Below are 22,079 nucleotides of genomic sequence, written 5' to 3' on the forward strand. Positions count from 1 at the left end.
CTATAGATATAGATCCTTATAAGAGGAGTGATCACGATGATCGTTGAAATAACAGATAGTGCAGCGAGTCGAATTAAAGAAATGCTTGCTGATGAAGAAGATCAAAATCAATTTCTCCGTGTAGCGGTAAAAGGCGGCGGATGTACAGGGCTTTCTTATGGCATGGGTTTCGATAGTGATAAAAGTGACTCAGACCGAGAAGAGATGATTGAAGGAATCCGCGTGGTTGTGGATGAAGAAAGTGCAAAAGTCCTAAAAGGAACAGTTGTCGACTTTAAACAGAACATGATGGGTGGAGGGTTTACGATTACAAACCCGAACGCAATCGCATCATGCGGCTGTGGATCTTCTTTCCGAACAGCGACAAACGCTGGAACACCAGAAGAGTGTTAAATAAAGTGCGATAATAAAAGCTCCTGCCTCTTATTCAAGAGGCAGGAGCTTTTTTGAGCTAAATGATATTAAAAATAAAAAGCACCCCAAGTATATCTGATAAAATAGCAGCACCGATAAATAAGAATTTCTTTTGTTTGTGTTGCTCTTTTAAACCAAGAGGCATCAAAAAGGTACCAAGGATAAAGAAAACAATTCCAAGTATTAAATTAATCTCCATTTATGTAAGTCTCCTTATCTAAAAAAAGATATAAGAAAACCCGGCGCGCCAACACCGGGTAAAAATTCATATGAGTCAGCGGCACTTGTCCGCCTCAAATACCATGATAACAGAATTAAAGGTTGCTAACCATATGCAATTTATTCCACTGTGTATTTTTCTAGATCTTGTAGCAACTTAGATAAACGTGGAATTTCTTTTTTCGTATCTTCTAGGAAAGATTCGTCTGATATATGAAGCTGATTGATGATCCTTTGCATTTCCTGAAGGCAGTCAGCAGCATGCATTTCCTCTTCAGTAAATTGTCTGTTCATATCTACTCTCTCCCTTATATGACTATTTGAATGATTGAAAATAAAAAGGCGCAGGAGCTTGTTACCCCGCGCCAATAAAAGTTTAGAATAAGCTAGTACTGTGTAAAGGTTGTGTCTTAGCGTTTGGATCGATATATGATTTAGCATTGTTGATTGCCGTAGGCGCTTCACCAAAACCTGAAGCGATCAACTTTACTTTACCATCATACGTACATACATCACCAGCAGCATAAATCCCTTTGATATTTGTTTCCATTTTTGAGTTAACGACGATTGAGTTTTTTTGAATATCTAACCCCCATGTTTTAATTGGACCTAGAGAGGAGATGAAACCATAGTTTACAACTACAGCATCCACTTCAACGGTCTCTTTAACATCTCCATTCTCTAAAACAACAGCTGAGATATTCTCTCCATCACCGATCAACTCTGTAATTTGATATGGGGTTTTAACTGCAACTTTTGAATTCATTAACTGCTCGACGCTATGTTCATGAGCACGAAACTTATCACGTCTGTGTGTTAACGTAACTTGTGGAGAAATAGGCTCAAGCATCAATGACCAATCAAGAGCTGAATCTCCGCCACCACAAACTAAAACGCGTTTTCCTGCGAATGCATTCAAATCATTTACGAAATAATGAAGGTTTTTCCCTTCGTATTGTTGAGCGGTTGCCAGTTCTAAACGACGAGGCTGGAATGCACCTACGCCTGCCGTAATTAAAACGGCTTTGCTGTAATGCACGCTTTTATCTGTTGTTAACTCAAAGATTTCTTCGCTTTTTTCAACATTTTGAACCGATTCTTCTAAAACGACTGTTGGGTTAAACTGCATCGCTTGCTCTTTAAGATTATTGACGAGTTCTTGAGCAAGTACTTTAGGAAATCCAGCAACATCATATATGTACTTTTCAGGATAAAGAGCAGATAACTGACCGCCAAGTTGAGGCATGCTCTCAATAATTTTCACCTTCATCTGACGCATGCCACCATAGAAAGCAGCAAACAAGCCTGAAGGTCCTCCGCCAATAATCGTAATATCGTAAATCTCTTTTGTCATAACTTTCACCTCTTCTAGATTTATGACTGACGAACATGTAATATGTTCTGACCAGAACGTGCTATCTCTCATTTTTACATTCTTGAAGGAAGCCCAAAGTCCTCTTTTTGTTTGTAGATTTTGACATTGTCAAACAACGTAATGAAAGGTACTTCACAATAGAAATTGAAACATCATCATAACGAAAAAAGGGTTGAAAAAACAAGAAAAAAGGAATAAGATGAGGGTGTATGGTTAAAAAATGTCGAAATTTCGAACGTTTTTTGCATTTATTTATATCTTATTACGTGAAATATATCACAATCTATTCCTTTCCATCATATTTAATGATTGAAAAGGTCAAACTAAAAAAAATGAGAACTGGAAGTGAATTTAAATGAGTAAGCCAAAAATTCTAATATTAGGCGGCGGCTACGGTGGAATCATGTCAGCTGTCCGTTTACAAAAAGAGCTAGGTTCAGACGAAGCTGAGATCACGTTAGTAAACAAGCACAACTATCATTACCAAACGACGTGGCTTCATGAGAACGCAGCGGGTACATTACATCATGACAAAACACGTATCATGATCGATAACATTATCGACATGAACAAAGTGAACTTTGTTCAAGATACGGTTAAAGAAATCAAAAAAGATGAAAAGCTTGTTATCCTAGATAATCAAGAATTAACATACGACTACTTAATTATTGCTCTTGGTTCGGATCCAGAAACTTTCGGTATCCAAGGTCTTAAAGAGAATGCATTCAGCATTCGCAGCATCAACTCTGTTCGTAAAATTCGCGAGCATATCGACTATTCTTTCGCTCGTTACAATAACGAAGGACAACCTGATGAACTTATTACAATCGTAGTAGGTGGAGCAGGATTTACAGGAATTGAGTTCGTTGGGGAACTAGCTGACCGTGTTCCTGAACTTTGCCGTGAATATGATATTCCTCGTGAAAAAGTTCGTATCGTAAATATTGAAGCTGCTCCAACAGTACTTCCAGGATTTGATGAGGAACTAGTTGAGTATGCAATCAATAACTTAGAACGCCGTGGCGTTGAATTCCTTGTAAGCACACCGATCAAAGAGTGTAATGAAGATGGTGTAATTCTTGCAAATGGTGAAGAGATTAAAGCATCTACTATCGTTTGGACTGGTGGAGTTCGCGGTAACCACTTAGTTGAAGAAGCTGGATTCGAAACGATGCGCGGACGTGTGAAAGTTGATAAAGACCTTCGCATGCCTGGATTCGAATATATTTTTGTTGCAGGAGACTGTGCACTTATCATCGATGAAGAAGCGAATCGTCCATATCCTCCAACAGCTCAAATCGCGATTCAACAAGCTTACACGATCGGCCGTAACATCAAAGCATTGATGAACGGTGGAAAGCTTGAAGAATTCAAGCCTGATATTAAAGGTACAGTTGCGTCCCTTGGTAAAGGTGAAGCGATTGGTAAAGTTGGAAACAAGAAATTATTTGGTGCAACTGCATCTGCCATGAAAAAAGTAATCGATAACCGCTACCTGTTCTTACTAGGTGGGGTACCGATGGTTATTAAAAAAGGAAAATTAAAACTGTTTTAATAGATAGTGGTAAACTAAGAACAGAAGCGTAAAGCTTCTGTTCTTTTTTATTACGTTGAGAAAGGGCGAGCGTTCGGATGACGAAAAAAGACAGAGGAAATGTTTGGCTTGCAGCAGCTGGTCTACTGATCGATGAGGATGGAAGATGGCTCGTCGTAAAAAAGAATTATGGCGGGCTAAAAGGAAAATGGTCTATTCCAGCTGGCTTTGTAGATGCTGGAGAAACAGTTGATGAAGCGGCGATTCGAGAAGTTTATGAAGAAACAGGCATCGTTGGTGAAGTCAGTACAATACTTGGTATACGCTCAGGTGTTATTAAAGAAACCATTAGTGATAATATGGTTGTTTTTTTATTGAGGAAGAAGCATGGCGATCTTTCACAGCATTCAAGTGAAATTGAAACAGCTGCTCTCATGACGCCTGAAGAACTAAGAGCAGATCCTGATACATCATTAATGATTCATTACTTTATGGAAAGAAAAGTGAAGTTTCTAGAAGACAAAATCAATCCTGGAGACGTATTCGGTTATACGACTTATAAGGTAATGGATTGTAGATAAAAGTACATACTTATCGAAAAAGATTATTGATTCAGGGCTTCCGAAGAGCTCTGTTTATTTTAGTTAAACTTCTTAGAAAGGGGTTTTAAACAAGTAACAACAAAAATGTACGAAATATTCTGATAATTAAAGAATGTTCATGATGATTACGCTTACATTGGAGTATTTAGCTTTAAAATCGGTTTTTCATTCCCTCATTTCCTTGTTATTATTATCTGAAAATTTAAACAAAAAAAGAGGGAGTGTTACAACATGAGAAAACATGCGATTCAGAAAAAACATGATCAATGTCCATACTGTGAGGGAAAGGGTTATTTTCAGCTCTTGCTTGGAGGATCTGAAACGTGTGTGGAATGCTGCGGAAGCGGTAAAAAAAGAGCTTAAAACCGTAACGCTCTCAAACACGATTGACGTATATGCCCCCGTTTAGTAAACTAACCTAAGGATTATGGGGGTGTCTACATCATGGATTTGCTATTGCCGCAATTCATTATTTCAATGTTGCTGTTTATGGTTCTATTCTTTGGAATCGGTTTCTTGTTTAACATGCTTTTACGTGCTACTTGGTTTATGGTTATTCTATATCCAATAGTCGTCATTATGATAGTAGATGACATTCGGTTTTTCGAGTATTTTACAAAACCAGGTACGAGCTTTGGACTACTTGGAAGTGATCTTCTAAATTTGTCAGTATCTGATATTACGATTCTTGCTTGTGGATTAATCGGTGCGATACTTTCCGGAGTTGCCATTAAAATGTTGCGGGTACGCGGTTATCAGATGTTTTAAGAAGCCCCTTATTTAGGGGTTTTTTTATTTGCACTTTTTTCCTTTTATTAAGAAACGGGTATACATAATAACTAGCCTGGGAAGGAATAGATAGGAGAGGAGTGGACAATTTTTGTTGATTTTAAGAAAAATTGTAAAGAGAACCACGATCGTTATCCTATTCATCTGTGCAATATTTACGACATTTCGTTCCATTTCTGGTGTAGAAGCAGATGATCTAGTAACATGGCTAGATGAAACACAGTCAGACAACAAGATTGTTGAGGCTACACTTAGTGTTTTAACAGAGTCCCTGAAGACATTGCCTACAATTTATAACCCTAACATGATGGTTTCTTCTGCTGAGGTGAAGCAGCGATCCCTTGAAGATGAGATGAATCTTACTCAATATCCTTCAGTTAAAGTAACAGCAACTGGCTATACGGCAGGTCATGAGAGTACAGGAAAGACTAAAAGTCATCCTGCATACGGAATCACCAAATCAGGGTTAAAGGTGAGAAGAGACCTTTATTCTACCATTGCAGCAGATACTTCAATCTTTCCGATCGGCACCGTTCTATGGATTCCAGGATACGGATATGGAGTAGTGGCAGATACTGGATCAGCCATTAAAGGGAACAGGTTAGATCTCTTTTATAATACGGTAGACGAAGTGTATAAAAAGTGGGGCAAGAAAAATATTGATGTGTATATTGTCGAGCGTGGAGACGGTAAGATAACTGAAAATGAACTGAATGATCTAAACGAAGAAAAGTCCATGCAAGTATTCAGACAGCAATACTTATATAAATGATAAAAGCTTCAGGTTTAAGTGACCTGAAGCTTTTTTATGTAGCTTTCCTCTTCTTCTGGTAAGAATGCAGGAAAGTCATTCGGATGAACAAGTGCAGCTAATCGTTTCATTCCGATGATTAACCGTGGTGAGGGTCTACAAAAGAGGGATTCTTCAAGTTTGTAGATTTCAGTGCGCGTGTTAGCTTCTAGATGGTCCCATCCCTCTCTCTTCTTAATGTGGGAAACCTTCATCTTTTCTGTTTTAACACCGACCCAAACCATTCCTATGATATCTGGCTCGCGAGTTACAACATCTTCCCACGATGTTTGAACACTTGCCAATTCTACGTCTTGAAACACGTTTTCTCCGCCAGCAAGATAAGCGATCTCTGAGAGCCAGTTCACCCTACCAGGTGTAAAGATGGGCTTAGGCCACCACTCAAAATATACTTTTTTTCTGTTTTTTATGGAGTTGCTAATTTTATCGTAGTGAGTAATCTCATTCTTCATCCATTCATTTACTTTTTCAGCTTCTGGCAAATGATTTGTTACTTTACCCAAATCGAGCAGATCATTTTGGATATCAGTAAGACTTTGTGGATTATAAATGACATGTGGAATACTGCGACGCTCTAATTCCTCTATGTTTTTCTCCATTCCAGGTACACTTAAACTAGCTAGTACAAGATCAGGCTCTAGAGATTGAAGTTTATCCATATCAATCGATAAATCTGGACCTAATCTCGGAAGTTGTTCAATTTCTTTTGGCCAATCTGAAAAGTCATCGACTCCGACCAACATTGATGTTAATCCTAAAAAATGCAACAGTTCCGTATTGCTTGGGCAAATTGAAATGATTCTCAAAGAGAAGAACCTCCTATGATATGAACAACCATGATAAGAGTAATGTTTGAAGAATACCAAGAAGTCCGCCAAAGAACACTTCACTAGGACGATGTCCAAGAAGTTCTTTTAATTCTTTTCTTTGTTCTTCCACCTTTTTTTCCTGAAATTTCTCTGATTCTCTTACGTGGTTTCTGAATTCCTCTACTAAATCATTCAATACTGCTGCTTGTTCTCCTGCATGCCAACGGATACCTTTTGCATCGTACATGACGATGATCGCAAACATGGCAGCGATGGCGAAGAGAGTTGAACCTGTACCGTGCAAGGCTCCAACGGCAGTTGCTAAGGAAGTAACAGAAGCTGAATGTGAACTTGGCATTCCTCCTGTACTTATAAATAACTCCCATCTAATTTTTCTAGTATGATAAAAATGGATAGGGATTTTTAAGAATTGTGCAGAAAATACACCAAGTAAAGCTGCTATCAATGGAAAATTTAATAGAATATCTGGCATGGGGACTATCCTTTCAATATGGTGGTTTATAGTATGGCTGTTTTAGATAGTTGTTACCCGATTTAGGTACAGTTCAATCTTTTACCAATATTGAACGAAAGAGGGGGAGGGAGTAAGAATGGAGTATTTTCCTCAAGAATATTACGAGTTTTTTATTGTTTTTAACGATGGAGATTATTACACAGGACACGATTTGTTAGAAGCGATCTGGCTCACAGATCGCAGTAACTTGTTCATCAAAGGACTGCTACAGATGACGGTTGCTCTCTATCACTATGAATATGGAAACCTTAAAGGGGCAAGGCAAATGATGAGGGTAGCTAAAGAGTATCTATCTTCTTATAAACCATCGTATTGGCAGCTGGATGTAGAGAGAGTATTAATGTTTATTGAGCATTGCCTTGGAGTTATACCATCAGTTCCAGACAGGGTAAGATTTGAAGAAGTTGTTCAATTGCCAGCCCTGCCAAAACTTTATATAAATTTAGAAGAATAAAGCAACGTGAATTCGAAATATTCTAAAAGAAAGAGTATAATGAGAAGCAGAGCTTTATAACGAAAAAGGGGGAACTTTAACATGTTTACGATCAAACAACTTTGGAATACCAGCGAACAAGAAGAAGTCCTACTGGTCGGTTTATTTCAAGAACCAAAACTTACTGGTGTAATGGCAGATATGGATAATGAATTAAAAGGAATAATGACTGATCTTATAAAAGACGGTGATTTATCAAATCGCCTAAAAAGCATCAAAAAACTTAATACGCTAGGTCAGCTTGGAACGAAAAGAATCTATTTTGCGGGTTTAGGCAAACGCGAAGATTTCACGTATGACAAAGCAAGAAGCACATTTGGAAGAGCGGTACAAGAAATTACAAAAGAAAAGAGAAAACAATTTTCTATATTGCTAGATACGTTCCATACAGATCAGCTCCCTATGGAAAAGCTTGCACATGCCTTTAGTGAAGCTGCAGGTACCGCGGTTTATAAATTTGAAGACTACAAAAAGAAAACGAATGAACCACAAAAACGGCTAGAAGCGGTTACTGTATATACGGAAAACAGTGAGGCTGAAGCTGGGCTGACGAGCGGGTTTGCTTATGCGAAAGGGATTAACTTTGCTCGAGATCTTGTGAACACGCCAGCGAATCTTCTTACACCTACAGATCTTGCTGCTGAAGCAATTGATGTGGCGCTCGAATATGGCATGGAATATGAGATCCTTGAAAAGGAAGACATGGAGAAGCTAGGAATGGGAGCGATACTCGCGGTTAGTAAAGGGTCAGATCAGCTTCCAAAATTGATCACAGTAAAATATCAAGGCGGTAAGAAGGAAGATCCTTATGTTGCTTTAGTAGGAAAAGGGTTAACCTTTGATGCGGGAGGCTATTCCATTAAACCTGCTCTCAACATGCATGAGATGAAAAGCGATATGGGTGGAAGTGCAGCTGTATTAGGAGCTATGGAGACAATCGGACGACTGAAGCCTGAGATTAATATAATGTTTGTGATTCCATCTTCAGAGAACTTGATCAACGGAGAGGCTATGAAGCCAGGAGATGTGATCACTTCACTGAGTGGAAAGACTATTGAAGTTCGCAACACGGATGCAGAAGGGCGTCTTATCCTAGCTGATGCGATTACGTATGCAAAGGAACAAGGAGCAAAATATATTGTTGACGTTGCCACTTTAACTGGCGGAGTTGTTGTAGCACTCGGAGATTGTACAACAGGTGCTCTTACTAACGATGAAGAGTTCTATGAACATATTAAGCAATCTGCAGCGGATGAAGCGGAGTATTTGTGGCTCCTTCCAAGTTTTCAGCCATTTAAAGATATGCTAAAAACAAGTGATGTTGCAGACCTAAACAACTCAACAGGCAGACTGGGTCATGCCATTACAGGTGGATTGTTTGTAGGCGAGTTCGCTGAAAATACGCCTTGGGTTCACTTAGATATCGCAGGTACTGCGTATTCTGGAAAATCTACAGAGTTAGGTCCAAAAGGAGCAACAGGTGTTATGGTTCGAACACTCGTTAACTTCGTAAGAAACTTTAAAGCATAATCAATAATCGAAGCTGGTTCTCACTGATGAGAGCCAGTTTTTGTTTTGGGTTTGACAAAATCCCGTTATCCATGTTAATTTGTTAAAGGTTTAACATGTTAGTGATTTAGCGAAATAAAGCAATAAAGTTATTGAGGAGGAAATGAAATGAATGCTGTGGTATTAGCGGTAGCTGTTATGCTAGTACTTAGCCTTTTACGTATACATGTTGTCGTAGCTTTGTTAATCGGAGCCTTAGTAGGCGGGTTCGTAGCAGGAATGGGTTTAACAGAAACCATAACAGTATTTACTGAGGGGTTAGGATCGAATGCAGTCATCGCATTAAGTTATGCGTTATTAGGAAGTTTTGCTGTAGCGTTATCTCGTACAGGACTTCCAAAACTGATGGTTGAAAAAGCTATCGTATTGGTTGGAAAAGAAGGAGAATCAAAAAAGAAGTCGTTATCAAAAGTACTAATCTTATTTATCATCCTTATGATTTCTTCATTCTCCCAAAACTTGATTCCAGTTCATATTGCGATCATTCCAATCTTCATTCCACCATTGTTGCACGTTTTAAATGAACTGCAGCTTGATCGTAGGTTAGTTGCAACTGTTATTACGTTTGGATTGGTCACACCTTATATGTGGTTTCCGGTAGGATTCGGAGGAATCTTTCATGAGATTCTTCAGACGAACATGAAGGATAGTGGATTAACTGTTAAGATGGACCAGATTCCTGCTGCGATGACGATTCCTTCTCTAGGCATGATTGTAGGTCTATTGATCGCTGTCTTTATTACGTATCGTAAACCACGCAAATATGAAGATAGAACGACCGGAATGACTAAAACAGATGATGTATCTTATACAGCTCGTTCCATCATTGTAGCTGTTTTGGCTATTGTCGCTACATTGTTTGTACAATTACAAACGGACTCAATGATCTTCGGAGCTTTATCAGGGATTATCGTTCTGTATTTCAGCGGACAGTTAAAGTTGAATGCTTCAGATGCGATATTAACCGAAGGTATGAAAATGATGTCGTATATTGGATTTGTTATGATCACTGCCGCAGGTTTTGCAGCAGTAATGCGCGAGACAGGAGAAGTAGAAACATTAGTTAAAGACAGTGCTTCATTTATCGGTAACTCGACTGCTCTCGGCGTACTGTTAATGCTAGTTATCGGTCTGCTCGTAACAATGGGAATCGGTTCATCGTTCTCAACAATTCCTATCATAACAACAATCTTCGTACCCCTAGCTGGAGAATTAGGACTAAGCGTTATGGCGACGATCGCGTTGATCGGTACAGCGGCTGCGTTAGGTGATGCAGGTTCCCCTGCTTCTGACAGTACACTTGGACCTACTTCTGGTCTTAATGTTGATAATCAGCATAATCACATCTGGGATACGTGTGTACCGACATTTTTGCATTACAATATCCCATTAATCGCTTTTGGATTTATTGCAGCGATGGTACTATAAAAAAGTTTGTTTTCACTGAGAAACCGCCATGTGCGGTTTTTTGTTTATCATCAGAAATTTATCGGTTCATCGCATGCTATTTTTCAGCATAAATACACATGCTAAAAACAAGGAGGGAAAGACCATGACAAAACGGAAACACGCTTGGGATGCAGCAGCGAAAAACAACTCAACACCAACAGAAAGCATGACAAATGTAGAATTTTCTGACGAAAAATTTAGTGATGAATTACCAAAAAGAGATACCCAAAGCCCAAGATCAAAAGGAAAGTAAAAGTAAGCTGACTCCTAAAAAGCAGGAGTCAGCTATTTTTATGAAGGATTATTCAAAAAAAGTAAGTTCGGGAACCCACTGCTTCATATGTGTTTTTATTTCTTCATAAGATTTTTTCATTGCAGGTAAGTCTTTCATCGGTTGAATTACAAAAGCTTGATCTACATGGGTCGGCAGAAATTTCGGTTCTGATAATTCAATGGTTTTTTCCGATCCTTTTTGCCGTTTTGTTACCTTCAGCTGAACGATCCCACCGATGTCTTTATATTCTCGTCTCTGACCAGATAAGAAATTACCGAGAGAATAAGCGACGAACGTTTTTGATCCGTCTCTTGCGGTCTCCCATTTTACAGGCTGAAGAACATGAGGGTGGTGACCGATGATGATGTCTCCGCCTGCTTCGGTTACAACTTTTACGATATTCTTTTGAAACTCATTCGGCATCCTTTCATACTCGTTTCCGAAATGAAGAGATACCACATTCACATCAGATAACTTTCTAGCCTCTTTAATGTCTTGCTTGATCCGCTCTACTTCAATCAGATTGACAAGATGATCCTTGCCTGTAGGTACAGGAATTCCGTTCGTTCCGTATGTATAACTCAAAAAGGATAACGTAATGTCATTTCTTTTGATCAGTCTAATATTTTGTCTGTCTTTGTCTGTTAAATATGAACCGGTGTACATCACATCTATTTGATTCCAATAGTTCAAGGCACTTACGATCGCTTTTTCTCCACGGTCAAGTGTGTGGTTGTTTGCTAAGGTAACGAGATCAACACCGTTTGCTTTTAAAGCATCACCTACTTCATGTGGTGAATTGAACGAGGGATAGGACGATAGACCAAGCTGTGTACCACCAATCATTGTTTCTTGGTTAGCAATCGTAATATCAGGCTCGGTTAAATATGATTTTACTGAGGTGAAGTTGCGATTAAAATCATAGCCTTTTGCAGTTTTCGCTTTATTATAAACCGTATCATGAATCAAGATGTCACCAACTGCAGCAAGTGTGAGATCTGTTTTTATTTCTTCAGGCTCCTGAGAAATCGGCTCTGTCTTTATTTCTTCTGGCGTAGATGTGTTTTCTTGTTTCGGTATCTTTTTTTCTTCTACCGTTTGTAAATCTGCGTTATTATACATATATATAAATGCGATTGTCGAAAAGAATACGACTACAATACCTGTGAACCACCAAAGACGTTTCAGTGGTAACACCCCCTTTTTGTCTATCATAATGGAAGAAGAGGGGATATGTATATGTCAAATTACTCTGTATTGGAAACGGTTTCAATTCTTGCATTCGGGAGGAAAGTACAAAATGAGACAAATAACAGCGCAAACAGTAGACCTTATGGACCAAAATGATGAACTGGCTTCTTTTAAAGAAGAGTTCTATACAAAAGATGAATCAATCTATCTAGATGGAAACTCGCTAGGTCTTCTATCTAAACGTGCAGAACAATCTTTGCTTGATGTATTAAATGACTGGAAAGAGAATGGAATTGACGGATGGATGGGTGGTAAATACCCATGGTTTACTCTTAGTGAAAAACTTGCTGAGAAACTTGCTATATTGGTTGGAGCTGAAGCGAAAGAAGTGATCGTAACAGGTTCAACTACTGTAAACCTTCATCAATTGGTCGCTACGTTTTTTGAACCAAAAGAGGGAAGAACGAAGATATTAGCAGATGAGCTCACTTTCCCTTCTGATATTTATGGCTTACAAAGTCAATTAAAATTAAAGGGGCTCAATCCAGATACTGATTTGATTCAAGTAGGAAGCAAGAATGGTTTAACGCTGGATGAACAGGATATCATCGATAAGATGACAGAGGATGTAGCTCTTATCTTACTTCCATCTGTCCTATATAGAAGCGGGCAATTGTTAGACATAGAACGTTTAACACGTGAAGCACATAAAAGAAATATACCAATCGGATTCGATCTTTGTCACTCGATCGGAGCTCTTCCTCACGAACTCAGTAAATGGGGCGTTGATTTTGCATTTTGGTGCAATTACAAATACGTAAATGGAGGTCCTGGTGGAGTCGGTGGATTGTACGTCAATAAAAAGCATTTCACGAAAACGCCCGGACTATCTGGCTGGTTTGGGAGCAAAAAGGAAACACAGTTTGATATGGATCACCATTTTAATGCGGAAAATTCTGCGGGGGGTTACCAGATTGGAACACCTCATATGCTGAGCACAGCACCATTGATCGGATCGTTATCTATTTTTGAGGAAGCCAAGATCGACCGCATTCGTACGAAATCTTTAAAGTTAACGACTCTGCTCATGGACTTGTTGAATCAAGAGCTTGAAAACGAGTTTACGATCGTAAATCCACTAGACGATAAAAGAAGAGGCGGGCATGTTGCTCTCATGCATAATGATTCTGCGAGAATTTGCAAGGCATTAAAAGACAATGGCATCGTTCCGGATTTTAGAGCACCTAACATTATTCGTTTAGCTCCTGTGGCATTGTATAATTCTTATCGTGATGTATTCGAAGCAGTCAAAATATTAAGCAAGATCATGAAAAATCGTGAATATGAGAAGTATGAAAATAAGAGAGAAGTTATTGCATAAGGAGTGGCAGTCGTGAAATTATTTGATATATCCATGCCGCTTTACAACGGAGTACCAGGTTGGCCAGGGGATACACCGTATCACTTCAATCTTGCTTGGACGAAAGAAGATTCTGGTTCTGTAAACGTTGGAAAAGTGGAGATGAGCACACATACCGGTACACATATTGATGCACCTTATCACTTCACGAATAGCGGAGAAAGGATCGGGGGCTTACACCTCGACTTATATGTGGGACGAGCGGTCGTTATTGATGTGACGAACGCTAAAGAGATAACGGCTGAGACAGTGAAAGATAAACTGCAAGCTGGTACAAAACGAGTTCTATTCAAAACAAGATGTTGGACAGATCGGTCCGTGTTTCCAAAACAGATCGTGCCTATATTACCAGAAGCGGTTAAACTGTTTAGCGAGTGCGGAGTCGGCTTGGTCGGTGTAGATATGCCTTCCGTTGATCCACTAGATAGCAAAGAGCTATGTGCACATCATGCTCTTTTTGAGCACAACATTTATATATTAGAAGGACTTGTATTAGATGAAGTGCCTGAAGGAGAATACGAGTTAATCGCTCTTCCACTTTCCCTTGACGAGGCTGATGGAAGTCCTGTGAGAGCCGTTCTTAGAGAACTAGTAAAATAACTTTCATAAAAACAAACACGAAATGATGTGTTTGTTTTTTCTTTTTGTAATAATAATTGATGATGGGTCTCGCTGTGTTGCTGAAGTAAACCTGCATTTTTGAGATTTTACCTATTGTTCCTTATAATAGATAAGAGATATTACTTGGAGGACGGCTATGTACAAATATGGATTTACTAATTATTTTGAAGGAACCTTACACTTTACAGGGCATGATGTGGTGCAGGTTGGTCCATGGACAAATGTATATGTTTCTTTTGAGATAGACAACCTTGAGATTTTTCCTGAAGGACTTAATGAGCCGAGTGCGTTAGCTGTCTATAATGGAAATGGTGAGCTGCAAGAAATCATTGCGCACGATGAAGGTGTTGATTGTGAATATAAGTTCACGGACAAGGAAAAAGAACAGATCAACGAATATCTGCTACGCATAGATTTGAAACACGAAAATGAGGAGTGAGTGAAAATGAAAATTACAGGTATCGAACCAACTCCAAGCCCAAATTCAATGAAGATTAACCTAACAGAAACTCTGCCGGGATCTGAACGTTACAACTATAAGAAAGATGAAGCTGAGAATGCTCCAGAATTTATTCAAAAGATCCTTAAAGTGGACGGAGTTAAAAGCATTTATCATGTTGCAGACTTCATTGCACTAGAACGAAACCCTCGTGCGAAATGGGAAGATGTACTCGCAGGAGTTAGATCCGTTTTTGGTCAAGAAGAAGAGCTTGATACTTCTGATCAACAAGCTCAGCAAGAAGATGAGATAAAAGAAATTACGGTTCTTGTTCAGATGTTTAGAGGACTTCCTATGCAGATCAAACTTAAAACCGAACAGGAAGAAAGACGAGTAGGACTCGCTGAGCGATTTGGTAAAGCTGCACTAGAGGCTCAAGATTCTTCCGACAACCTTGTTATGGAAAGACAATGGGAAGATCAAGGAGTTCGTTATGGTACATTTGAGCAAGTAGGCAGTGAAGTAGCCGAAGAGCTATCAGCCGTCTATCCTCAAGAACGATTAGATCAATTAGTAAAACAAGCATATAGCACAAATACCGAACAAGAAGTTGAAGTCGAAACACTTTCCACTTCAGAAGTAGCGAAACAACTTCGCGACTCAGATTGGCAGACGCGTTATGCGGCATTAGAACGAATAAACCCATCTATTGATGATGTAATGGTATTGAAACAGGCTCTTAAAGACGAAAAACCTTCTATAAGACGTTTGGCTGTCGTCTATTTAGGAATGATCGAGGATGAAGCTGTGCTACCTCTCTTATACTTAGCTCTTGAGGATAAGAATGTTTCGGTAAGACGTACAGCAGGTGATGCATTATCTGATCTAGGAAATGCAAAAGCCATCCCTGTAATGTGTGATGCATTATCCGATAAAAATAAACTAGTAAGATGGAGAGCGGCGCGCTTCTTATTTGAAGTTGGTGACGAGACAGCACTTCCTGCTTTAAAAGCAGCTCAAGATGATCCTGAGTTTGAAGTATCTCTTCAAGTGAAAATTGCGATCGAACGGATCCAAAGCGGTGAAGAAGCAGCGGGTACAGTGTGGCAACAGATGACAAAGAGTCGCGAACAATAAAAAAGAGGTTGAGCCTGCAGAGGACATGGGCTCAGCCTCTTTTATTAATTATATTACATCAGAAATGATCAGGATGTTTCTTGTTGAAAATCAGTTCCGTGAGTGATTCCTCGCTCAATAAAACGTGTGATTTCACTGCATATTTCTTGGGGCTTTTCTTCCATCAGCAGATGTCCGCATTTATCATAGACGATAAGTTCAGCGCTAGGTAGATCATGTTTTAAACGATAACCTGTTTTAACGGGCATCACTTTGTCCTCTTTGCCCCATAACATCAATACGGGCTGCTGAATCTGATTTAAATCCTGTGAGCACATATCTCCTTCTCGTTGCCGTAATAGCCTGACTAAAGAATGGATGAACGCTACCTCGCTAATCGGTTTTCTATAACTTTCAATCATTTCTTCCGTAACCAGCTTTGAGTCATGTAAGACAGAAAGTAAATTTTCTTTTACGTCTTTTCTCTGAATCCAATTGCGCATTCCCCAACTAAACAACGGTAAGTAGGAGCATGCGATTAAAGAACGGCTTGCTCTTTTTACATATGAACAACAGCCAAGAAGGATTAATTTTTCAATTCGCTCTGGAGACTTCTTTGCTGCATGCATAGAAATTTGGCCGCCCATAGAGTGCCCGATCAATATGGCGTTTTGAATGTTTAAAGCGTCTAAGAAATCTATAATCAGTTGTCCATAGTTAGAAAGCTTGTAGATGAAATTTGTCGATTTTTCACTCTGTCCAAACCCTGGAAGATCGATAGACAATACTTTATACGTCTTCGTTAAGTAAGGAAGCAGCTTTCTAAAACTAACCGTAGAAGATAAAAATCCATGCACGAGAACTAAGACTTTCGCATGTGGATCTTCGTGATCGAAGTATTCATAATAAATTTGAACATTATTCACATTGATTCGATATCCTGGATAATAATTGTGCTTTTCATCATGAGCCATGAATGTCTTACCTCCGTCCGCAGAATTCTATGAGTAGTTTCACCAATCGATCCACAAGATACAACGAGAAATTATTTCCTCTTTTTTTTACTTTCTAAAAAATTTTTGCATTCGTGTATAGTTACATTGATGCTTTCCATGGGGCGAACGGTGAGCCTCATGTCTATTTGCATTGACTAGCTACTCGAAGTCCATGAAGAATACAATATTGAAGGTGTTTTCACCTTTTGATTGTCGGGGCTAAACGAGTCACTTCCACTTTTCGGACTGCCGCTTTGCGCCTTTAAGGATCTCACCTGACCGCTCGTCCTATAGAAGTCGGCAACCTTACGCTTCAATCAACTTGCATAGAAGAAAGAGAAAAAGAAAACATCCAAAACAGCCTTTTAAAACTTAAAAAAGTAATGGAAAGCCAAAATTTGTGCGTTTGCCTCTATTCCTCTTTACCCACTTCGTACATATTTTAATAAGGAGTAAGAACGCATAAAGAAATAAGAGGAGGTAGCAGGATGGCATTTCCATATTATCCTTACTATACCCCGTATGCTTACGGAGCTTACGGTTATGGCGGCTATGGTTACGGTTGGATCTGGGCTGTAATAATTATAGTATTTATTCTCATCTTGATATTTGGTGGCTGGTGGTGGTGGAACACTAGAGACTAACAGATTAAGGCTTGGAGGTAGGGTCTTCAGGCCTTTTTTTGCTTAAGTATGGATGAACAGTTATGCGGGGATAATGAAAGAAAAAAATGGAGAGATGTTATGCATAGTCGACAAACAGTCCGCTATATATGTGAAGAATACGTAAGCGGTAACTGTTATTATTACAAAAGTGAGATCATTACACATGATAACTGGAAAAATCTTGACTCCCTTTCCTGGTCAAGGCCCCGTCCAATATCGGAAAAGACCTTTCTGAAACAAAAGAAAGCAGGGTTTAGAACAGAGCATAAGTTTATAAAAAAAGAGCCTGCTGTGGTCGTTTCACTGCACAAAACGAAAACCGTCTAAAAAGGCGGTTTTTTTTGTTTACAACAATTAATTACATAGTAAAGGTGTTTTTGGAAAAGGGTTACATCTTTTTTAAGAAGGGGATACAAGTTATAAGGTTACTTAAGGAGGTAGAGATCTTGGATAAATTTCGAATTGCCAAAGATACGTTGGGGGAAGTTAGGGTCCCTAAAGAGGCCTACTATGGAGCTCAAACACAAAGAGCGGTAGAAAATTTTCCGATCAGCGGTATTCGGTTACCGTTATCATTCATAAAAGCACAAGCTATCATTAAAGGTAGCGCAGCCTTCGCGAATAGAGAATGTAAGGCACTAAGTAACGAAAAAGCGAAAGCCATCATTTCGGCAGCAGATGAAGTGGTTAACGGCTATTTGAGAGATCAATTTGTTGTAGATGCCTACCAAGCAGGAGCGGGCACTTCTCAAAATATGAACATGAATGAGGTTCTAGCTTCACGTGCTTCTGAGATATTAGGCGGGGAAAAAGGTGATTATTCACTTGTTCACCCTAATGATGATGTGAATATGTCACAATCCACCAATGATACCATTCCGACAGCTATACAAATTTCAGTTGCATCTGAACTTCAAACAACCCTTTATCCCGCTCTTAGTCGTTTGATTCAAGTTTTGAAGGAAAAGGAAAAAGAGTTTCACGAGATTATTAAAGCGGGCAGAACACATTTGCAGGATGCTGTGCCTATTCGATTAGGCAGCGAATTCAAAGGTTACAGAGGCACACTAGAATCTGTAAAGCATGCTTTAGAACATTCAGAGACCTCTTTATATGCTTTAGGATTGGGTGGAAATGCAGTAGGTACAGGAATAAACGCTCACCCTGATTATGCACAACTCGCAATAAAACAGATTGCACAAAAAACGAAGCTGCCGTTTACACAGAGTGACAATACATATGCTTTTATGCAGAATACGAACGCAGCGATTCGAGTAAGCGGTCACTTAAAAGAATTAGCTCTCCACTTAATAAAAATATCGAGTGACCTTAGACTGTTAAGCAGTGGCCCAAGGACAGGATTTGCTGAAATCATGCTGCCAGCGGTGCAGCCAGGATCATCGATCATGCCAGGCAAGATCAACCCGGTCATTTTAGAAAACATGTATATGATCTGTTCACAAGTAATAGGTAATGACACATGTGTGTCCACAGCTGCAATCGGAAGTCAGCTAGAAATCAATGCAATGATGCCTGTAATTGGTTTCAATGTGCTCCAATCTATCACAATCTTGAGTAATGGAATCACTATCTTTACAGAAAAATGTTTAAAAGATATCACTGCTAATGAAGAGAATATACAAAATTGGCTCGAGCAGAGTCTTTCACTTGTAACAGCGCTAAACCCTCATATTGGATATGAAAAAGCAGCAGCGGTAGCAAAAGAAAGTTTCGAGACAGGCAAGACATTAAAAGAAGTGCTGGTTGCAAAAAAGATCTTAACTAGAGAAGAAGCTGACCGAATCCTAGATCCAAATTCAATGATTTAAAGTTATGCTGTAACTTTTAAATCGCTTTTCTCGACAAATATAGTACAGATTTCTTGTTTTTCATATTATTAACAAATAATTAGTGAAGATTGGAATTTACAGAGTTATAATAGAGAAGTTCATTCACATATAAAGGGAAATAAATAATATTCTGGAAAACCAATTAGTTAACTTGGTTTAATAAATGAAAAGTGGACATTTGAACTGTTTTTTGGGGAGGAACTTGAAAATGTGCGGTTTTATTGGATATATGTTAAACACGCCTGAGACGGTAGAACAAAATGAAACTGAGCAATTAATCAATATGACTAACATCATTACTCATCGAGGTCCAGATGATAGTGGTCATTTTGTAGATCAGTATGTTCGCTTCGGTTTTCGCCGTCTGAGCATCATTGATATAGAAAGTGGTAAACAACCACTTTCATACGAAGATGACCGTTATTGGATTATTTTTAATGGTGAAATATATAATTATGTTGAAATAAGAAAAGATCTAGAAGAAAAAGGATATATGTTTAAAACCCATTCGGATACCGAGGTAATCCTCGCTCTTTTTAGTGAGAGAAGAGAAAAAGCCTTTACTGAACTTCGAGGGATGTTTGGCTTTTTAATCTGGGATAAAGATAAGAAAGAGCTTTATGGAGCAAGAGACCGTTTCGGGATCAAACCTTTTTTCTATCTTGAGGATGAGGAAGGACTATACTGTGCTTCTGAAAAGAAAAGTATTAACGTTGTTAAAGAAAAGCAAGAAGTAGATGCCGAAGCACTTCATCATTATTTGACCTATCAATTCGTGCCAGAGCCTATGACCTTAACGAAGGGGATCAAAAAACTTGAACCTGGCCATTATTTTGTAAAAAAAGCGGGCAGACCGATGTCTATCCAATCGTATTGGAAGCCTAGTTTTAAACCAAATAATATGACACTTGAAGAAGCGAAAAATGAAATTCGTTCTGTTATGCGAGATTCAGTAAAAGTTCATATGCGTTCTGACGTTCCTGTAGGTGCTTTCTTGTCTGGAGGAATAGATTCAAGTGCAATTGTCGCTTTAGCGAGTGAACTGCACCCATCGCTAAAAACGTTTACGGTCGGATTTGAAAGAGAAGGGTTTAGTGAGATTGATGTAGCTGTTCAAACTGCTGCTGCATTAAACGTTGAAAATATCCACTATTTAGTTAAACCTGAAGAATTTATTAAAGAACTTCCAAAAATCATCTGGCATATGGATGATCCAGTAGCTGATCCAGCAGCTGTTCCCCTGTATTTTGTCGCTCGTGAAGCAGCAAAACACGTGACAGTAGTTCTTTCTGGAGAAGGTGCTGATGAGTTGTTTGGAGGATACAACATCTATCATGAACCTCACTCATTAAGACATCTTTCTTCATTGCCCAAAGGTGTTGCAAAAGGGCTAGCTGCCATCGCAAGCATCCTACCTGAAGGTGTTAAAGGGAAGAGTTTTATACAGCGAGGAAGTATGACAATTGAAGAACGTTATATTGGAAATGCGAAAATGTTCTCAGAGAGTGAAAAAAGCAAACTCTTAAAAGAATATCGTCCTGCTTATAACTACAAAAATGTAACTAAGCCGTTGTATGAGGAAGCGAGAGCTTTTCACGATGTTCATAAAATGCAATATATTGATCTTCATACTTGGATGAGAGGCGATATTCTCGTTAAGGCTGATAAGATGACGATGGCTCATTCGCTAGAGCTAAGGGTGCCTTTCCTTGATAAAGAAGTATTCGATGTTGCTTCCAAATTGCATCCAAGTCTTACAGTAACGAATGGAACAACAAAATATGCACTTAGGGAAGCGATGAATGGGATCGTTCCTGATTCTGTGCTGCATCGCCGTAAGTTAGGTTTCCCTGTTCCAATTCGACATTGGTTAAAAAATGAGATGTATGATTGGGCTATACAACTCATACAGACGAGTCATACAGACCAATATCTAAATAAAGATGTAGTACTGAATCTTTTAGAAGGACACCGAGCTGGCAGAGGCGATTACAGCAGAAAAATATGGACAGTACTCATGTTCATGTTGTGGCATCAAATAAATATTGAGAAAATGTATCACTTTGGTGAAGACCTCTCACCAAAACAAGATCAAATTCAAGAAATGATGGTTTCAAGTCGATAAAACACACTCTTTATTAGTTTTGCTTGTATGATTTAGTTATGTTATACTTAACAGGTTAAAAAATAGTTAGGAGTGTTTTCATGAATTTTGAAGTAGGTAGCATTGTTGAAGGTAAAGTTACAGGCATTAAGCCTTTTGGTGCGTTCGTTGCATTAAATGATAATGTACAAGGTCTTGTACACATCTCTGAAGTTTCACATGGTTTCGTTAAAGATATTAACGATGCATTAAGTGTTGGTGACGTTGTGTCAGTAAAGGTTCTTTCTGTTGACGAAGACAGCAAGAAGATTTCACTGTCCATCCGACAAACACAGGAAGCTCCAGCTCCTGCACCTAAAAAAGAACGCCGCCCTGGTGGATTCAACAATAATAACAAAAAGAGCAACACAAACAATCAAGACGCTAACAAAGGTTTCAACACTCTTGAAGCAAAACTTAAAGATTGGTTGAAAGAGTCTACAGATCGTCAAGCTCAACTAAACAAGCGCCTTAAAAAGTAATAAAAAAACCTCTCGATCGAGAGGTTTTTTTTTATTTAAATTATACACGGTTATGTTCTGTATGACCTTCTCGGCTAAGTTCCTCGGAAGGTTTAAACAATAGTGTTAAACAGTAAAGACCAGAAAGACCTACTAGACCATAGACGATACGGGCAAGAACAGCATCTTGACCTCCAAAAATAGCAGCAACTAGATCGAACTGAAAGAATCCGATTAAACCCCAGTTGATGGCTCCAATGATAACCAATGCAAGTGCGAAACGCTGTAATCCACTCATGTAATTC

Annotated in this window: 26 protein-coding genes; 18 read left to right on the forward strand and 8 right to left on the reverse strand. The window is 38.9% G+C overall.

Annotated elements, in window-relative coordinates; genetic code table 11:
• The first annotated feature begins 36 nt into the window (after positions 1 to 36).
• Positions 37 to 393: a HesB/IscA family protein gene (locus IHV09_RS19800; RefSeq protein WP_197132026.1), complete on the forward strand. Its 357-nt coding sequence runs from the start codon at positions 37 to 39 to the stop codon at positions 391 to 393.
• 58 nt (positions 394 to 451) lie between these two features.
• Here IHV09_RS19800 and IHV09_RS19805 read toward each other — a convergent pair whose 3' ends face one another.
• From IHV09_RS19805 to IHV09_RS19815, 3 genes are all read right to left on the reverse strand, one after another.
• Positions 452 to 613: a hypothetical protein gene (locus IHV09_RS19805; RefSeq protein ID WP_197265313.1), complete on the reverse strand. Its 162-nt coding sequence runs from the start codon at positions 611 to 613 to the stop codon at positions 452 to 454.
• Positions 614 to 753: 140 nt separating this feature from the next.
• Positions 754 to 927, reverse strand: a complete 174-nt coding sequence (locus tag IHV09_RS19810; protein WP_197189667.1) for a hypothetical protein — start codon at positions 925 to 927, stop codon at positions 754 to 756.
• A gap of 82 nt (positions 928 to 1,009) precedes the next feature.
• On the reverse strand, positions 1,010 to 1,987 hold the full coding sequence (locus IHV09_RS19815; RefSeq protein WP_197132019.1) for an NAD(P)/FAD-dependent oxidoreductase: 978 nt from the start codon (positions 1,985 to 1,987) through the stop codon (positions 1,010 to 1,012).
• A 376-nt stretch (positions 1,988 to 2,363) separates the two neighbouring features.
• Here IHV09_RS19815 and IHV09_RS19820 point away from each other — a divergent pair, with 376 nt between their 5' ends.
• The 5 genes from IHV09_RS19820 (at position 2,364) to IHV09_RS19840 (ending at position 5,705) form a co-directional block, all read left to right on the forward strand.
• Positions 2,364 to 3,563 carry an NAD(P)/FAD-dependent oxidoreductase gene (locus tag IHV09_RS19820; protein ID WP_197132016.1) on the forward strand — a complete coding sequence of 400 codons (1,200 nt, stop codon included), beginning with the start codon at positions 2,364 to 2,366 and terminating at the stop codon, positions 3,561 to 3,563.
• Positions 3,564 to 3,640: 77 nt separating this feature from the next.
• Positions 3,641 to 4,123, forward strand: coding sequence for an NUDIX domain-containing protein (locus tag IHV09_RS19825; protein WP_197132013.1), 483 nt, complete (start codon positions 3,641 to 3,643; stop codon positions 4,121 to 4,123).
• A 252-nt stretch (positions 4,124 to 4,375) separates the two neighbouring features.
• Positions 4,376 to 4,507 (forward strand): YuiA family protein, encoded by a 132-nt coding sequence (locus tag IHV09_RS19830; RefSeq protein WP_171005383.1) that lies wholly within the window; start codon positions 4,376 to 4,378, stop codon positions 4,505 to 4,507.
• Positions 4,508 to 4,588: 81 nt separating this feature from the next.
• The gene (locus IHV09_RS19835) at positions 4,589 to 4,912 is read left to right on the forward strand and encodes a YuiB family protein (RefSeq protein ID WP_197132010.1); all 324 of its coding nucleotides are present in this window, start codon (positions 4,589 to 4,591) and stop codon (positions 4,910 to 4,912) included.
• A gap of 112 nt (positions 4,913 to 5,024) precedes the next feature.
• Entirely contained in the window at positions 5,025 to 5,705 is a 681-nt protein-coding gene (locus tag IHV09_RS19840; RefSeq protein ID WP_231618430.1) for a 3D domain-containing protein, read from the forward strand.
• Between the two features lie 14 nt (positions 5,706 to 5,719).
• On the opposite strand, the gene IHV09_RS19845 is transcribed toward IHV09_RS19840, so the two are convergent.
• Positions 5,720 to 6,550, reverse strand: a complete 831-nt coding sequence (locus IHV09_RS19845; protein ID WP_197265314.1) for a cobalamin-binding protein — start codon at positions 6,548 to 6,550, stop codon at positions 5,720 to 5,722.
• Between the two features lie 13 nt (positions 6,551 to 6,563).
• The gene (locus IHV09_RS19850) at positions 6,564 to 7,046 is read right to left on the reverse strand and encodes a divergent PAP2 family protein (RefSeq protein ID WP_197132004.1); all 483 of its coding nucleotides are present in this window, start codon (positions 7,044 to 7,046) and stop codon (positions 6,564 to 6,566) included.
• Positions 7,047 to 7,164: 118 nt separating this feature from the next.
• Between IHV09_RS19850 and IHV09_RS19855 the strand changes: the two genes are divergently transcribed.
• From IHV09_RS19855 to IHV09_RS19870, 4 genes are all read left to right on the forward strand, one after another.
• On the forward strand, positions 7,165 to 7,542 hold the full coding sequence (locus tag IHV09_RS19855) for a DUF309 domain-containing protein (RefSeq protein ID WP_197189663.1): 378 nt from the start codon (positions 7,165 to 7,167) through the stop codon (positions 7,540 to 7,542).
• A gap of 81 nt (positions 7,543 to 7,623) precedes the next feature.
• The gene (locus tag IHV09_RS19860; RefSeq protein WP_197265315.1) at positions 7,624 to 9,111 is read left to right on the forward strand and encodes a leucyl aminopeptidase; all 1,488 of its coding nucleotides are present in this window, start codon (positions 7,624 to 7,626) and stop codon (positions 9,109 to 9,111) included.
• A 147-nt stretch (positions 9,112 to 9,258) separates the two neighbouring features.
• Positions 9,259 to 10,578, forward strand: a complete 1,320-nt coding sequence (locus IHV09_RS19865) for a Na+/H+ antiporter family protein (RefSeq protein ID WP_197189661.1) — start codon at positions 9,259 to 9,261, stop codon at positions 10,576 to 10,578.
• 124 nt (positions 10,579 to 10,702) lie between these two features.
• Positions 10,703 to 10,852 (forward strand): hypothetical protein, encoded by a 150-nt coding sequence (locus tag IHV09_RS19870; protein ID WP_197131995.1) that lies wholly within the window; start codon positions 10,703 to 10,705, stop codon positions 10,850 to 10,852.
• A gap of 48 nt (positions 10,853 to 10,900) precedes the next feature.
• Here IHV09_RS19870 and IHV09_RS19875 read toward each other — a convergent pair whose 3' ends face one another.
• Positions 10,901 to 12,070: a CapA family protein gene (locus IHV09_RS19875; RefSeq protein WP_370569006.1), complete on the reverse strand. Its 1,170-nt coding sequence runs from the start codon at positions 12,068 to 12,070 to the stop codon at positions 10,901 to 10,903.
• A 103-nt stretch (positions 12,071 to 12,173) separates the two neighbouring features.
• Here IHV09_RS19875 and kynU point away from each other — a divergent pair, with 103 nt between their 5' ends.
• From kynU to IHV09_RS19895, 4 genes are all read left to right on the forward strand, one after another.
• Positions 12,174 to 13,445, forward strand: a complete 1,272-nt coding sequence (gene kynU / locus IHV09_RS19880; protein WP_197131993.1) for a kynureninase — start codon at positions 12,174 to 12,176, stop codon at positions 13,443 to 13,445.
• 12 nt (positions 13,446 to 13,457) lie between these two features.
• Positions 13,458 to 14,084, forward strand: a complete 627-nt coding sequence (gene kynB / locus IHV09_RS19885; protein ID WP_197265316.1) for an arylformamidase — start codon at positions 13,458 to 13,460, stop codon at positions 14,082 to 14,084.
• A 157-nt stretch (positions 14,085 to 14,241) separates the two neighbouring features.
• Positions 14,242 to 14,544 (forward strand): hypothetical protein, encoded by a 303-nt coding sequence (locus tag IHV09_RS19890; protein ID WP_197189658.1) that lies wholly within the window; start codon positions 14,242 to 14,244, stop codon positions 14,542 to 14,544.
• 6 nt (positions 14,545 to 14,550) lie between these two features.
• A complete protein-coding gene (locus IHV09_RS19895) occupies positions 14,551 to 15,681 on the forward strand; it encodes a conserved virulence factor C family protein (protein ID WP_197265317.1) in 1,131 nt (376 codons plus the stop codon).
• Positions 15,682 to 15,749: 68 nt separating this feature from the next.
• Here IHV09_RS19895 and IHV09_RS19900 read toward each other — a convergent pair whose 3' ends face one another.
• Complete coding sequence (locus tag IHV09_RS19900) at positions 15,750 to 16,634, reverse strand: alpha/beta fold hydrolase (protein WP_197131982.1); 885 nt, start codon at positions 16,632 to 16,634, stop codon at positions 15,750 to 15,752.
• Between the two features lie 509 nt (positions 16,635 to 17,143).
• Between IHV09_RS19900 and IHV09_RS19905 the strand changes: the two genes are divergently transcribed.
• The 4 genes from IHV09_RS19905 to yugI all read left to right on the forward strand — a co-directional run bounded on the left by IHV09_RS19905 (position 17,144) and on the right by yugI (position 21,795).
• Positions 17,144 to 17,299, forward strand: coding sequence for a sporulation protein YjcZ (locus IHV09_RS19905; RefSeq protein ID WP_197131979.1), 156 nt, complete (start codon positions 17,144 to 17,146; stop codon positions 17,297 to 17,299).
• A gap of 467 nt (positions 17,300 to 17,766) precedes the next feature.
• Complete coding sequence (locus IHV09_RS19910) at positions 17,767 to 19,149, forward strand: class II fumarate hydratase (protein WP_197265318.1); 1,383 nt, start codon at positions 17,767 to 17,769, stop codon at positions 19,147 to 19,149.
• A 229-nt stretch (positions 19,150 to 19,378) separates the two neighbouring features.
• Positions 19,379 to 21,295 carry an asparagine synthase (glutamine-hydrolyzing) gene (gene asnB / locus IHV09_RS19915; RefSeq protein WP_197265319.1) on the forward strand — a complete coding sequence of 639 codons (1,917 nt, stop codon included), beginning with the start codon at positions 19,379 to 19,381 and terminating at the stop codon, positions 21,293 to 21,295.
• Between the two features lie 80 nt (positions 21,296 to 21,375).
• Complete coding sequence (gene yugI, locus IHV09_RS19920) at positions 21,376 to 21,795, forward strand: S1 domain-containing post-transcriptional regulator GSP13 (RefSeq protein WP_066397183.1); 420 nt, start codon at positions 21,376 to 21,378, stop codon at positions 21,793 to 21,795.
• Between the two features lie 40 nt (positions 21,796 to 21,835).
• Here the strand turns inward: yugI and IHV09_RS19925 are convergent, their stop codons facing one another.
• Positions 21,836 to 22,072 carry a DUF378 domain-containing protein gene (locus IHV09_RS19925; RefSeq protein WP_197131970.1) on the reverse strand — a complete coding sequence of 79 codons (237 nt, stop codon included), beginning with the start codon at positions 22,070 to 22,072 and terminating at the stop codon, positions 21,836 to 21,838.
• Positions 22,073 to 22,079: the final 7 nt, after the last annotated feature.

It is taken from the genome of Fictibacillus sp. 23RED33 (assembly GCF_015903925.1).
Taxonomy (GTDB): domain Bacteria; phylum Bacillota; class Bacilli; order Bacillales; family Fictibacillaceae; genus Fictibacillus; species Fictibacillus phosphorivorans.